Here is a 13,598-nt window from a genome sequence, read left to right on the forward strand (position 1 = left end):
TAAATATGGGGTGAGATCAATAATGAATAGGACAAAGATTCAACCGTTAATTTTATTAAGTCTATTGATAAATGCGATTGCAATGGGATTGTTTGCTTATGATAACTATCATGAAAAGAATATAGGCTACACGGTCACTTTTATCGTTCTATGCCTATATTTAATGAGTCTTGCCATTTACGGATTAGTGAGAAACAGTCAAGTAAGCCGTACCAGCAAATAAGAGAAGCTACGTTTTTGATTCTGGAAATTTATCTTACGGTTTTTTATTTTTTTTAAATAGCATTGGGAATTCCTTGATTCGGTCTTAATTCTATAACTAGTAGAAAACACAAAGGGAGCTGGCAGAATAGATTGCTAGTCCTTTTTAAATTGCTCACTTACAATATTTTTATCCCCCAATTGTTTCACACACTTACTTGTCTAGCATGAGCCATATCTCACAAGGACATGCCATAATAGCTTAATATCCTGCGTGATTTCCTTCATGGTTCCGTAGTCAGACCATTGATCAGGCTGTGAGTACATAACTTTCATGGCAGAGCCAATTATCCGTGCATTTATATCGTTGGTTTCGGCAATACGTTTTGCGAGAACAGGCATTTTTACACCTCTAAAATCAGAAGGTACTTCCTGCACTGTAAGGTGAAAGCCCCTTCGCCAATGTAGTTGGATGGAATACTTTGAGCATAGCTGCTCCATAATTCCCCCAATATCCGTTCCTCTAAATGAGGTGTCTGCAACGAGTATTTCAACGTCATTTCTAAGTGAGATGGGCTCATGGATTTGGGCTTCTATGTAGTGGTCAAGATTACGATGGATTTTTTGTTCATAGAGATATTTTTGAGGGTCTGAAAGATTCGTTAATAAATGATTGAATAGCTTAGGAGGGCGAATTTGAGCTTCTCCTAATGCAAATTCTCTTGAAAATGAATCCTCCAGAAGTGCTGCGAGTATTAAATCAAATTCCTGAAATGTTCCCTTTTCCTTTAATTCCAGATGGAAATCTAAATAGGTAAAAGTAGAACGATGAGAGACTGATGGATAAAGGAGGAAATAGCATGAACCAAAGCGGGGAGCAGGTCCATCTGAAGGAAGCATCAAATTCAGCGCCCCGTATTTAGGGCGGTCTTTCATGGCTGCGTCTTCACCATGGTAGGCCCCTCCAAATAACCTTCTCTCCCAAAGGTCCCGTTCGCCGCCTGGAAAGGCAGAAACACTTCCGGCTGAGATAAGCGTTTCGAATTGGCTTTTATACTCTCCTTGTATGAATAATGATTGGACAACGCTGTTAAAGCTGGAAACGAGCCGGTCTGGATGAAAATGCAAGGCAATTCTGGCGTTTGCCTTAATAGCATCAAACGTTTTTTCGAATGTATCTGTTGAGACGTTTGACATCTTTAAAATATGATGAATGCTTGATCTCGCCTCATGCTTATGTTTTTTTGCCTCAGTTTCAATATACGCTAGAGCTGATTTTTGTGAATTTGATAATGGCATAAATGTATACACTCCTCTTTATCCAATTCAAGAAATTTACTCGGATGTTCAACCTGAAGCATTATTCAAGAAGTCCAATCAGCAGATTTCGATGCTCCGAGGCTAAATCCACTAAAGGAAAATTCCCTGTACAAAGCAAGCTTTTCACCCTGCCTGCTTCCTTCCAAGCAAGATCATACAGCTCTTTATGAATGATTCTGCTCTTATAGGCAGCCTCCAGTTCATCCGTATCCTTTACGAAAATCTCCCCAGATGGGAAGAGAATGAGATCGATATACAAGTCATCCATCCATGGTCTGCCGTCATCACAGCCATTGCCGAGGCAAATGTCAATATACCATTGTACAACCCTTCCTTCTGCATCAAACATGGTCGTTACGCTATGGCGGGCGTCTTTTGGAAATTGCTGAAGCCACGTATACTCTTTATCTGCAATGCATACGGACTTTTTTTCGTATTGGACGATGAGGGGGGAGGTGAGCTCAGTTAGTTGAAGTAAGGTAATCTATCCGGTATATTCATTTGTTTCGAGGAAGACTTGGGCAAATTTTCTTTGTGTAATCCGTTTCCAATCTGACCGGTCTCCATATTTTCTCTTTAACATGTCGTGCTCCAATCCAGGGATGATTAATATACAGAAGAAGGGAGGGTGCACAATTCGTCACCCTCCCTCAGCTTGTTCTTTCCTTCATGAGTTTATCTCCTCTTGAACAGGTTCAACCGGGCTGAAGGACAAGGGAGAAGACAGCACGATGGAGGTATTGACATTCCCATAAGGATTCAGTCTTTCAATGACTTGGTTGAGCTGTTCCATTCCAGGTACAGCCGCTTTCAATAAGTAACTGACAGGCCCGGTTAAGCGATGGATTTCAATGATGTCGGGATCATCTAAGATTTTCTTTTCGAATTCAGCATAGGAGGCCGTCTTGAAGTCGCTTAATTGGATAAAGACGATAATATGTCTGCCGACAGAACGGGGACAAACCCTCGCACTGAACCCCTCGATGACTCTCTTTTCCCGAAGCCGGTTCAATCGTTCGGTCACACTTGGTCTGCTTAAGGCTAGCTGCTTGGATAAATCACTTATTGTTATGCGCCCGTCCTTTTGAAGAATAGCGAGAAGGCGAACATCTAATTGATCCATAATCCATTCCCCATTTTAAAATGAAGTTAATTGTGATGAAACTTATGCAAAATAGATATTTACTATATGGAATTTTATTCAATTTGTTATGTTACTGATTTTTATTATAACGTATCCTAAATGATATAAACATAATTTTCTAAATTTTTTCACTTTATTCAAAGGAAATCTCCATTTCTATACGGATCGAGACTATATTCTTCATTCCAGTTGAATAAAGTGAAAGCCTCCGGCGGATAGCAGAAAAGTTGAAAAGGAGGTCTTCGGACAGGAATCCGAACAATCTTCCTCTGCCATTACGCATGAGGCATTATGAATCCTGAAAATTATACAAAATGGCTGCTTAAACAGGCGTTGTAAAGGAGGATATGATGAAAGAAGGCTTGCAGATTGGAGCAAGGGCTGAAGTGACGGCCAAGGTGAGTGAAGAGATGTTTGCTCAATTCGAAGGACAGATTGTTCATCGTGCCTATTCGACGGTTGCGATGGTTTATCACATGGAATGGGCTTCACGAAAAATTATCTTGCCCTATCTAGAATCACATGAAGAGGGAGTTGGCGGGGCAGTGACAGTGAAGCATATCGCGCCTACAGGGGAGGGAACGATTGTTCATGTCACGGCTGTCGTAACAGACATCACCGATCATTGCGTTGTGACAAGTGTAGAGGTCCATAATGAAACAGGATTAATCGGCGTAGGGGAAGTGAAGCAAGGAATTGTTATGAAAGAGTCAATGGAACGGCGTCTAAAGAAATCAATGAGCCATCAAGAATAGATGATTAATATGAAAGCGCTTACTAGATAGAGGCAGATATATGGAGGGAATGGCGAATGAGTACGATCAACCAATCAATACAATGGAATGAACAATTGTTAGAAAGCATGCAGGACCATGAACAGGTTATGTTCTGTCAAGATCCATCCACTGGGCTTAAAGCGATTATCGCTATTCACAACACGGCACTCGGTCCGGCACTTGGGGGATGCCGGATGCAGCCCTACAAAGGGATGGCAGATGCTCTTTTGGATGCCCTGCGTCTATCCAAAGGAATGACCTATAAATGTGCGGCAGCGGATGTGGATTTCGGAGGCGGGAAGGCGGTCCTAATAGGTGATCCGCTTAAGGATAAAACACCAGCCATGTTTCGGGCTTTTGGACGATTTGTGGATTCCTTAAATGGTCGATTCTATACGGGAACAGATATGGGGACCAATATGGAGGATTTCGTTCATGCCTCGAGGGAAACGAGCTGTATTACAGGAATTCCGGAAGCCTATGGCGGCGGAGGTGATTCCTCCATACCAACCGCAACTGGCGTGATCTATGGATTACAGGCGACCAATAAGGCAAGATTCGGCATGGAAGAGCTTGAAGGCAGAACTTATGCCATTCAAGGACTCGGGAAGGTCGGCATGAAGGTGGCTGAACAGCTTCTTGCTGCAGGGGCGGACTTGTATGTAACAGATATTAATGAAGCTGCCATTGAACAGGTGAAAGAAGCTGCCAGACGTTATAACGGAGTGGTCAGACCGGTGGGGAGTAAGGAGATTTACGCTGCAGAGGCTGATGTATTTGTTCCTTGTGCAGGGGGAGGAATCATCAATGATGACACGATTGATGTCATGAAGGTGAAGGCGATTGCCGGTTCCGCCAATAACCAGCTCTTAACCGACAGGCATGGAGAAGCATTAAAGCAAAAGGGGATCCTTTACGCACCGGACTATATGATCAATTGCGGAGGCCTTATTCAGGTGGCAGATGAATTATATGGCTTCAATAAGGAGCGGGTATTGACCAAAACAAAAACAATCTATCATTCCTTATTGGAAGTTTACGAGCAGGCAGAGCTGGATCATGTGACCACTGCTGAGGCGGCAAACCGTTTATGTGAAAAGAGGATTGAGGAGCGGAAAAGGCTCAATCATTTCTTTACACGCAGTACACCGCCGAAGTGGGATGTTCGCATATGAAGGAAAAATAATTAAATGAGGTGATGGAATGAGCATGGAGTTTCCAATCTATCAAATGATTGATGAAGACGGGCAGCTTGTGAGGGAAGAGGATAAGGAAAGACTGACAGATGAGTTAATTCGAGAGTTCTATTATCATATGGTTCGCATTAGAACCTTTGACCGTAAGGCAATTAGTCTGCAGCGTCAAGGGAGGCTGGGTACATATGCGCCCTTTGAGGGACAAGAGGCATCGCAGGCAGGGAGTGCCCTTGCTCTTGGAGAGGAGGATTGGGTATTCCCAACCTATCGCGATCATGGGGCAACCTTAACCTATGGCGCCAATATGGCCCGTACCTTTCTCTATTGGAATGGACGGGTGGAAGGCTGTGTTCCAGAGGAAGGGAAGAGAATCTTTCCTCCAGCAGTACCAATTGCCACGCAGCTTCCCCATGCTGCCGGTGCGGCGCTCGCGGAGAAGCGAAAAGGAACGAAAAATGCAGCGATTGCCTATTTTGGGGATGGGGCGACTTCTGAGGGAGATTTTCATGAAGGAATGAACATGGCAAGTGTCTTTCAAGTTCCGGCAGTCTTTTTTAACCAAAATAATGGGTTTGCTATTTCTGTCCCGATTGAGAAGCAAATGAACTCCGCGACTGTGGCCCAAAAGTCCGTTGCCTATGGCATACCAGGAGTACGGGTGGACGGCAATGATATAGCGGCTGTTTACTTTGAGACGAAGAAGGCATTGGAGCGGGCACGGAATGACGGGGGACCGACATTGATTGAAGCCGTTACATGGAGATACGGAGCCCATACAACGGCAGACGACCCGACAAAATATCGGAATCAGTCCATCAGTGATGAAATAAGAGAAACGCGCGACCCGCTCATGCGACTGGAGAGATACATGAAAAATGCCGGTCTATGGGATGAAGAATGGACCAGCCGGGTGCAAAGGGAGATTAAAGATGAGGTAGAACAGGCGATACGCGAGGTCGAGAGTTATCCGAAGCCGAAGGTAGAGGATTTATTCGACCATGTCTTTGAAACACCGACCTGGACAATTGCTAAACAAAAAGAAGACTATTTCCGCTTGTTAGGAGGAGAAAACGAATGGCGATAAAAGAAGAATGGCTGCAAGCCGGCATCAAAACAAACAAAATGACACTCATTCAAGCCATCACGGATGGATTGGCCACCATGCTTGAGGCAGATGAACGCATTCTCTTGCTTGGGGAAGATATCGGAAAGAACGGGGGCGTATTTCGGGCGACGGACGGATTGCAGGAACGATTCGGCCAAGAGCGCGTGATGGATACACCTCTCAGTGAATCAGGGATTATCGGAACCTCAGTCGGTCTCGCAGTCAATGGATTTAAGCCCATTGCTGAAATGCAATTCTTTGGATTTGTCTATCCGGCCTATGAGCAGATCATGACCCATGTATCTCGTATTCGAATGAGGACGATGGGGCGTTATACGGTGCCGATGGTCATCCGTGCACCATATGGAGCCGGTATCCGTGCACCGGAGATTCATTCAGACAGTGTTGAGGCTTTATTTACCCATATGCCTGGTATAAAGGTGGTCTGTCCATCCACCGCTCACGATGCAAAAGGACTCTTGATAGCATCTATTGAGGACCCAGATCCGGTTCTGTTTCTAGAGCCGTTAAAGCTCTATCGTTCTGTGCGGGATGAGGTGCCGGAAGGGAAATACATGGTTGAGATTGGCAAAGGCAAAAAGGTGAAGGATGGGGATGAGGTTACGCTCATTGCCTGGGGGGCAATGGTACAGGTGGCCATGAGTGCGGCCGAACAGGCTGAGAAAGAGGGCATTACCTGTGATGTCATTGACTTACGAACCCTATATCCGATTGATCGGGAGATTATTGCAGAATCTGTCCAGAAAACAGGCCGTGCGGTCATCGTGCATGAGGCGCATGAAACCGGAGGAGTGGGCAATGATATTGTGTCTATTATTAATGATACATCCTTCCTGTATATGAAATCACCGATTGAACGCATTACAGGCTTTGATGTACCGGTTCCATTCTTTGCACTTGAAGAGCATTATCTGCCAACACCAGCGAGGGTGTTCCAGGCAATTAAAAAAACTGTCCATTTCTAGGAGGGGAATTAGTTGGTTGAAGTGAAGCTGCATGATATAGGAGAAGGAATGACTGAAGGGGAGATTATCCATTATTTCGTAAAGGTGGGGGATGCCGTTCGGGCTGACCAGCCATTGGTGGAGGTCCAAACCGATAAAATGGTGGCGGAGCTTCCTTCTCCAGCTGCCGGTGTCGTAAAAGATATTGTCATTGATAAAGGACATACAGTGGCAGTCGGGACGACTCTGCTTGTTCTTGAAGAGGAAGGGAAAAAAGAAGCACCCATCCCTGCAGAGGGGAAAATGGAGTATTTAGCACAGCCAAAAGCACAGCCAAAAGCGAAGACGGAGCGTGTCTTCATTAAGGCGGCCCCCTATACAAGAAAGATTGCACGAGAATTCGGCGTAGATATTCAAGCGGTTAAAGGAACGGGCACGAATGGCCGGATTACTGTAGAGGACGTATATAATTTCGTGAAACAAAATGACAGAAAAGAGCCGGTGAAAACGCCAAACGAAAAAGTTAGCATACCAGTAAGCACAGAAGAAAAGGCTACGGCCGAGGAGCAACAAAGCAGCCGGGCGAATGCGGAGACGATTCCATTCAGAGGGCGCCGCAAGCAAATTGCTAAGAATATGGTGAAATCCCTCTATACCATTCCGCATGTGACTCATTTTGAAGAGGTGGATATGACTGAGCTGCTGGCCTATCGCAGCAAGGTGAAAGAAATGGGCAGGTCTATTTCCGTGACAGCCTTTTTGATCAAAGCAATCACGCAAGCCTTGAAGCAATATCCGGTCTTTAATGCTCGATTAGATGAAGAGAATGAAGTCATCCTTCTTGAGAAGGAGTACCATATCGGAATGGCGGCAGATACCGAGGATGGTCTCGTTGTTCCCGTCATTCATCACGCTGACCGCCTGTCTATCCAGGAGATTCATACGAAACAAAAGGAGCTGACGAAAAAGGCTGTAGACAACCAGCTGACAGGTGCGGATATGAGAGGCGGCACATTCACGATCAGTAATGTCGGTCCGCTTGGAAGCATGGGGGCGACACCGATTATTAATTATCCACAGACAGGGCTGATTGCTTTTCATAAAACGAAGAAAATGCCGGTCGTGATGGAAGATGATGAGATTGCCATCCGTTCCATCATGAATATTTCCATGTCCTTTGATCATCGTGTCGCAGATGGCGCGACAGCAGTGGCGTTTACGAATGCCTTTAAACAATATATTGAAAATCCAGCCTTATGGCTGATTGATATGAACTAACAAAGAATCATAAATAGAGAGAGTCATATGCGGGGGTCTGCTTTATAGAACAAAGGAGGAAGTGGTTGTGATTTCGAATCAAAATGAAATGCTTCAAAAAAGACTCTTGCCTCGCCATATTACGATGATGGCGATGGGCGGAGCGATTGGCACAGGTATCTTTAAGGGCAGTGCCGAGACCGTCACATTAGCAGGGCCGGGGGTTATATTAACCTATGTATTTGCCGGCCTGCTCCTGCTAGTTGTGATGGGAGCCATTGCAGAGATGGCTCTTGTTTATCCGAACACAAATATGAAAGGATTCATACATAAGGCGTTTGGGAAGCGGGTTTCCTTTGTCGTCGGGTGGATGTACTGTATCATGTGGCTTGCCGTCTGTGTCATCGAGGTGGTTGTGGCAGGGAGCTTCCTGCAGTATTGGTTCCCATCGATCCCGTTATGGGTTTTAAGCCTTGCTTGTACAGCCTTCGTAATCGGCATCAATATGATGAATGTCAAGAATTATGGAGAGTTCGAATTCTGGTTTGCCGGGATTAAAATCACGATGATCATGGTCTTTATCGTCCTTGGGGCTAGTATTTTATTTGGAATCATTCCGAGCAATGAATCGAATTATCTGCAGAATTTCACCGGACATGGCGGCTTTTTCCCGAATGGGTGGACATCCATCTTTGCGGCCCTTCTCATTGTTATGTATTCTTACGGGGGTTCTGAATTAATCGGGGTTACCGTAAATGAAGCGAAGGATGCGGAGCGGGTTCTTCCGAAGGTAATCAAGAGCTTCATCTGGCGAATTATCTTATTCTATACGCTCCCTATTTTAGTCATTTGCGGACTCATACCTTGGAATCAAATTAGCGATACATCGAGTCCATTTGTACAAGTATTATCGATGGCCGGACTTCAAGGGGCGGCCCATATTATGAACTTCATCTTAATTACGGCCGTTCTCTCGGCTGCTAACTCTGGTTTATACGGCTGTACGCGGATGCTGCATTCCCTCGCAACCGGGGGAGAGGCTCCTAAGTCCTTTGGACATGTCACCTCTAAAGGAGTTCCATTCTACAGCCTAATGTTCAGTGCAGCTGTTCTTGTTGGCGGTTCGATGATTGCTTTCTTTGCGCAGGACCGGGTATTTACCTTATTGATGGCTTTTCCTGGCTTTGTTGTCTCACTCGTGTGGATTAGTGTTACTCTTGCACAGCTTAAGCTCCGCAAATCCTATCCAAAGCAGCCAAGCTTTCGAATCTGGGGTTATCCGTATATTTCCGGCTTTACGGCATTGACCTTAAGTGTCATTACGGTGATCTTTATGTTCAACGATAGTCATCGCCCAAGCGTCATTACCTGTCTGTTAACGATTGGCACGCTGATTGTCATCTCCATCGTGAAGTTTCGTGATAAGGAACCAGCCGTTACGGAGGAGAAGGCGATTCTATAAAAGAAAAAACCATGGTCCCGGATAGGGGTCCATGGTTTTTTATGATATTAGGATAAGGAGCTGTGTTCTTTAAGCAGATTGGTTCCTTTTTGCAGCTGCAGGGCAGCTTCTTCCATCATGCTTTTGAGCAGCTCCTCGACAGAAGGAATCGTCGTAATCAGACCAGCAACCTGTCCGCTGTTGAGGAAGCCTTCTTCTAGATTACCTTCCATGGCGGCAAGGACATGCTTGTCCTCATCTGTCAGATTGGCGTATTCTTCCAGTGTCAAGCCTTGCTGCTCGGTTTGCATGAGTTTATCTGCATAAGGGGTATGAAGGATTCGTCTGACTCTGCCGACTGTTCGTCCGAAGATCAATGTATCTGTATCCGCGGCATCCAGCAGCTTTTGCTTATACGCTTCATGCATGGGAGCTTCTTTAGTGGCAATAAACCGAGTACCCATTTGAATTCCGCTGGCACCAAGGGTAATGGCTGCAGCCATTCCGCGGCCGTCACCAATGCCGCCGGCTGCTATGACTGGTATTTGGACAGCGTTCACGATTTGAGGTATCAAGGTGAAGGTCGTGAGTTCAAGGCTTGAATTAATGCCAGCTGCTTCAAAGCCTTCTGCCACGAGCAAGTCAGCACCAGCTTCCTCTGCCTTTCGGGCATGCTTCACTGAGGCGACGACAACGATAACCGTGATCCCCTCCTTATGGAGAATCGGAATTAGTTTACCGGGGTTTCCGGCAGAAAGGGTAACGATTGGAACATGATGAGCAATGGCGAGTTCAACCATTTCTTTTGCGTAGTTTGTCACAGTAATCGGGATGTTGAGGGCAAAAGGTTTGCTTGTCCGCTCCTTTACTTCCAGAATCATTTGGTCAATTTCTTCTGGGGTACGGGTGCCGACACCTATTGTGCCCAGCCCCCCGGCTTCTGAAATAGCAGCGGTGAGGATGGGGTTGCTGATGTTTCCCATGCCTCCTTGGATAATCGGATAAGGAATATGTAATAATTCACGAATTGTTTTCAAATCATCTTCTCCTTTTTTCACTTATGTTATAATAAAATGAAAATTATGGCAATTTAGGAGGTTTTTGTATGATAGTACCTTATGGCAAAAAAGAAGCGGTCATTCATGAGTCTGTTTTCATTGCACCAGGCGCATACATTATTGGAAACGTGTCAATCGGAGAGCAATCATCTGTCTGGTTCAATGCAGTCATGCGCGGGGACGAGGGTCCAATCGTGGTTGGAAAGCGGACAAGCATTCAAGATAATACGACCTTGCATTTATATGAGGGCCAGCCTTTAAATATTGGAGATGAAGTGACTGTCGGCCATAATGCAATCTTACATGGCTGCACAATTGGCAATCGTTCCATCATTGGAATGGGATCAACGATATTGGACGGGGCAGAGATTGGGGAAGAATGCATCATCGGCGCCAATACATTAATCTCACCAGGGAAGAAAATTCCGCCGCGCTCACTAGTTGTCGGTTCACCAGGTAAAGTTGTGAGGGAGCTGAATGAGAAGGATCTCCAGCTTATTCAACTTTCCATTGACACCTATGTTCAGAAAGGAAAGGAATTCAAGGAGATTCTCAGTCATCAATAAAAAGGTATTCGGCGGATAAATGAGTCCGCCGATTTTTTATCGTAAAAAAATGTTTTCTAATTATTTACAAAATTGTGATAGTGTGTTAGTTTTTATATAACGAATTCACATCGATGACAAATATATCGTTATATGTTTTATTTTTTCTTATTATATGAAAGCGCTTTAATTAGTGTGAAGGAGGAATAAGATGATTCTCCATGAAGCTGAGACCATGTCCAAGGACCGGATAGAGGAAATTCAGTTAACGAGACTGCAAGAAACAGTGAAAAGGGTCTATGAGAACGTATCTTTTTACCGGGAAAAATTCGAAGAGCTTGACCTGCTGCCGGAATCAATTACATCATTAGCTGATTTAAAGAGACTCCCATTTACGAAGAAAACCGATCTTCGTGAGCATTATCCATTTGGATTAACGGCTGTAGACCAAGGAGAAATTGTTCGAATCCATGCTTCATCGGGTACGAGCGGAAAGCCGACCGTTGTCTGTTATACGAAAAAGGACATTGACATGTGGGCAGACCTAGTCGCTCGCTCCATCTCCATTGCAGGCGGCAATCGCGGTGAGGTCTTTCATAACGCATACGGATATGGCCTGTTCACTGGCGGTCTCGGCCTGCATTATGGAGCTGAACGGCTTGGGATGGCAACCGTCCCTGTATCAGGGGGAAATACGGAACGGCAGATTGGGTTAATAGAGGATTTCAAGCCATCGGTCATTGCAGGAACACCCTCGTATATTTTGAATATCATTGAGAGAATGGAGACGCTTGGATTAGATCCGGCGGATACATCCCTGCAATACGGCATTTTCGGTGCGGAGCCTTGGTCAGAGGAAATGCGAAAAACACTCGAGGATAAACTCGGCATAAAAGCCTGTGATATTTATGGATTGAGTGAAGTGATGGGCCCTGGGATTTCAATGGAGTGTCATGAAGCACAGGACGGTCTCCATATTGCCGATGACCATTTCTTGGTGGAAGTAATTGACCCGAACACATTGGAGCCTGTTCCAGATGGAGAAGTCGGGGAACTGGTCTTTACAAGCTTGACGAAAGAGGCACTGCCAATCATTCGCTACCGGACGGGAGACCTATCCGCCATTAAGAGAGAAACGTGCTTATGTGGCCGGACCACTACAAAGATGGCGCGTATCAAGGGCAGAATAGATGACATGCTTATCATCCGCGGCGTAAATGTTTTTCCTTCAGAAATTGAGCATCATTTACTGCGGATTACGGAGCTTTCTCCCTATTATCAAGTCCACCTGCATAAGAATGGTGTCCTTGATGAATTAGCCTTGCATGTAGAGGTCAGTGAGACATTCTTCCAAACAGTCGGCGGTGATTTGCATCACCCGCAGATCAATAGGCTTGCGAAGGACGTCTACCAATCTATGAAGAATAACTGCCTCGTAGCGATGGCCGTTCAAATCCTTCCGCCAAGAAGCATTCCCCGTTCTGAAGGGAAAGCCATTAGAGTCATAGATAAACGCTCAGAGATCATCCAGTTAGAAACGCAAGGGTGAATTTTGTTGATTTATATAACAGAAAAATAACGATATTTCAATAATAGTTATGAAGGAGTGAAAAGAAACATGGCAGAAATGCTACCAGCGATGACCGAGGATGAAGAAAAGCTTCATCGGTTTGAACAAAGGATTGCCAATGGGGAAAAGATTGAAGCGGATGACTGGATGCCGGATATTTACCGAAATACGTTGATTAAGCTGATTTCGATGCATGGAATCAGTGAAATTATGGGAGCGCTCCCCGAAAAGGAGTGGGTACCGAAAGCACCGACCCTTCATCGAAAGCTTGGCATTATGGCAAAGGTGCAGGATGAAATGGGTCATGGTCAATTATTATTGCGGGTTGCGGAGGACTTGATGAAGCCATATGGCAAGAAGCGGGAAGACATCATGCAAGACCTCTTTAACGGAGATTTAAAGTTTCATAATGTCTTTCATATGGAGGCTAAATCCTGGGGAGATGCGGGGCTGATCGGCTGGCTTGTGGATGGTGCCGCCATCATCACGCAAACAGATATGCTTGGTGCATCTTATGGGCCGTATGCACGTGCTCTGCAAAGAATCTGTGCAGAGGAGGTCTTCCATGCCCAGCACGGAGAAGGCATCATCATGGCTCTTGCCGAAGGGACGAATGAGCAAAGGCAAATGGTTCAGGATGCCATTGATTATTGGTGGGAATCCTTGCTTCTCTTCTTCGGTCCGCCAAGCAAGAATGAGATCGGTGCATCGAAACAGGATATAACGATTAAATACCGGATACGTACGAAAACCAATGAGCAGCTGAGACAGTCCTTCTTAACCAAGTATGTGAAGCGCATCCGCTCCCTTGGCTTTACGATTCCTGATGAGACACTCCGTTTTGATGAAGAAACAGAAAAATGGATTTATAGGCAGCCAGACTGGACGAAGCTAAAGCTCATTGCCAAAAATGAAGGACCAAAATCACAGGAGCGCTTAAACCTAAGAAGAAGCTCCTATGCCGCAAACCAATGGGTACGGGAAGCGCTGGCTCCAAAGGCGAACTAAAGGAGTGTGAGA

14 protein-coding genes are annotated in these 13,598 nt (G+C 45.3%); 10 read left to right on the forward strand and 4 right to left on the reverse strand.

Annotation, left to right across the window (positions count from 1 at the left end; all coding sequences use genetic code 11):
* Positions 1 to 22 precede the first annotated feature (22 nt).
* Entirely contained in the window at positions 23 to 223 is a 201-nt protein-coding gene (locus tag ACY8DX_RS08650) for a hypothetical protein (RefSeq protein ID WP_156185622.1), read from the forward strand.
* Positions 224 to 423: 200 nt separating this feature from the next.
* Here ACY8DX_RS08650 and ACY8DX_RS08655 read toward each other — a convergent pair whose 3' ends face one another.
* The 3 genes from ACY8DX_RS08655 to ACY8DX_RS08665 all read right to left on the reverse strand — a co-directional run bounded on the left by ACY8DX_RS08655 (position 424) and on the right by ACY8DX_RS08665 (position 2,644).
* The gene (locus ACY8DX_RS08655) at positions 424 to 1,500 is read right to left on the reverse strand and encodes a DUF3626 domain-containing protein (protein WP_462406575.1); all 1,077 of its coding nucleotides are present in this window, start codon (positions 1,498 to 1,500) and stop codon (positions 424 to 426) included.
* A gap of 61 nt (positions 1,501 to 1,561) precedes the next feature.
* Complete coding sequence (locus ACY8DX_RS08660) at positions 1,562 to 1,870, reverse strand: ribonuclease FAU-1 family protein (RefSeq protein WP_462406576.1); 309 nt, start codon at positions 1,868 to 1,870, stop codon at positions 1,562 to 1,564.
* Between the two features lie 318 nt (positions 1,871 to 2,188).
* Entirely contained in the window at positions 2,189 to 2,644 is a 456-nt protein-coding gene (locus tag ACY8DX_RS08665) for an Lrp/AsnC family transcriptional regulator (protein ID WP_462406577.1), read from the reverse strand.
* A 371-nt stretch (positions 2,645 to 3,015) separates the two neighbouring features.
* On the opposite strand from ACY8DX_RS08665, the gene ACY8DX_RS08670 reads away from it, so the two are divergent.
* The 6 genes from ACY8DX_RS08670 (at position 3,016) to ACY8DX_RS08695 (ending at position 9,426) form a co-directional block, all read left to right on the forward strand.
* Positions 3,016 to 3,420, forward strand: a complete 405-nt coding sequence (locus ACY8DX_RS08670) for a thioesterase family protein (protein WP_462406915.1) — start codon at positions 3,016 to 3,018, stop codon at positions 3,418 to 3,420.
* A gap of 56 nt (positions 3,421 to 3,476) precedes the next feature.
* Positions 3,477 to 4,616, forward strand: coding sequence for a Leu/Phe/Val dehydrogenase (locus tag ACY8DX_RS08675; protein WP_049671229.1), 1,140 nt, complete (start codon positions 3,477 to 3,479; stop codon positions 4,614 to 4,616).
* Between the two features lie 28 nt (positions 4,617 to 4,644).
* The gene (gene pdhA, locus ACY8DX_RS08680; protein WP_049671228.1) at positions 4,645 to 5,721 is read left to right on the forward strand and encodes a pyruvate dehydrogenase (acetyl-transferring) E1 component subunit alpha; all 1,077 of its coding nucleotides are present in this window, start codon (positions 4,645 to 4,647) and stop codon (positions 5,719 to 5,721) included.
* Positions 5,712 to 6,728 (forward strand): alpha-ketoacid dehydrogenase subunit beta, encoded by a 1,017-nt coding sequence (locus tag ACY8DX_RS08685; protein ID WP_049671227.1) that lies wholly within the window; start codon positions 5,712 to 5,714, stop codon positions 6,726 to 6,728. The genes pdhA and ACY8DX_RS08685 overlap by 10 nt, the downstream gene beginning before the upstream one ends.
* A gap of 12 nt (positions 6,729 to 6,740) precedes the next feature.
* Entirely contained in the window at positions 6,741 to 7,985 is a 1,245-nt protein-coding gene (locus ACY8DX_RS08690) for a dihydrolipoamide acetyltransferase family protein (protein ID WP_439801992.1), read from the forward strand.
* A 124-nt stretch (positions 7,986 to 8,109) separates the two neighbouring features.
* Positions 8,110 to 9,426: an amino acid permease gene (locus ACY8DX_RS08695; RefSeq protein ID WP_439801996.1), complete on the forward strand. Its 1,317-nt coding sequence runs from the start codon at positions 8,110 to 8,112 to the stop codon at positions 9,424 to 9,426.
* Between the two features lie 47 nt (positions 9,427 to 9,473).
* On the opposite strand, the gene ACY8DX_RS08700 is transcribed toward ACY8DX_RS08695, so the two are convergent.
* The gene (locus tag ACY8DX_RS08700; RefSeq protein WP_462406578.1) at positions 9,474 to 10,442 is read right to left on the reverse strand and encodes an NAD(P)H-dependent flavin oxidoreductase; all 969 of its coding nucleotides are present in this window, start codon (positions 10,440 to 10,442) and stop codon (positions 9,474 to 9,476) included.
* 68 nt (positions 10,443 to 10,510) lie between these two features.
* Here ACY8DX_RS08700 and ACY8DX_RS08705 point away from each other — a divergent pair, with 68 nt between their 5' ends.
* From ACY8DX_RS08705 to paaA, 3 genes are all read left to right on the forward strand, one after another.
* Positions 10,511 to 11,029 carry a gamma carbonic anhydrase family protein gene (locus ACY8DX_RS08705; RefSeq protein WP_049671226.1) on the forward strand — a complete coding sequence of 173 codons (519 nt, stop codon included), beginning with the start codon at positions 10,511 to 10,513 and terminating at the stop codon, positions 11,027 to 11,029.
* A 190-nt stretch (positions 11,030 to 11,219) separates the two neighbouring features.
* Positions 11,220 to 12,557, forward strand: coding sequence for a phenylacetate--CoA ligase family protein (locus ACY8DX_RS08710; RefSeq protein ID WP_049671225.1), 1,338 nt, complete (start codon positions 11,220 to 11,222; stop codon positions 12,555 to 12,557).
* Between the two features lie 69 nt (positions 12,558 to 12,626).
* A complete protein-coding gene (gene paaA, locus ACY8DX_RS08715) occupies positions 12,627 to 13,586 on the forward strand; it encodes a 1,2-phenylacetyl-CoA epoxidase subunit PaaA (protein ID WP_462406579.1) in 960 nt (319 codons plus the stop codon).
* Positions 13,587 to 13,598: the final 12 nt, after the last annotated feature.

Source organism: Gracilibacillus sp. Marseille-QA3620, from assembly GCF_054950035.1.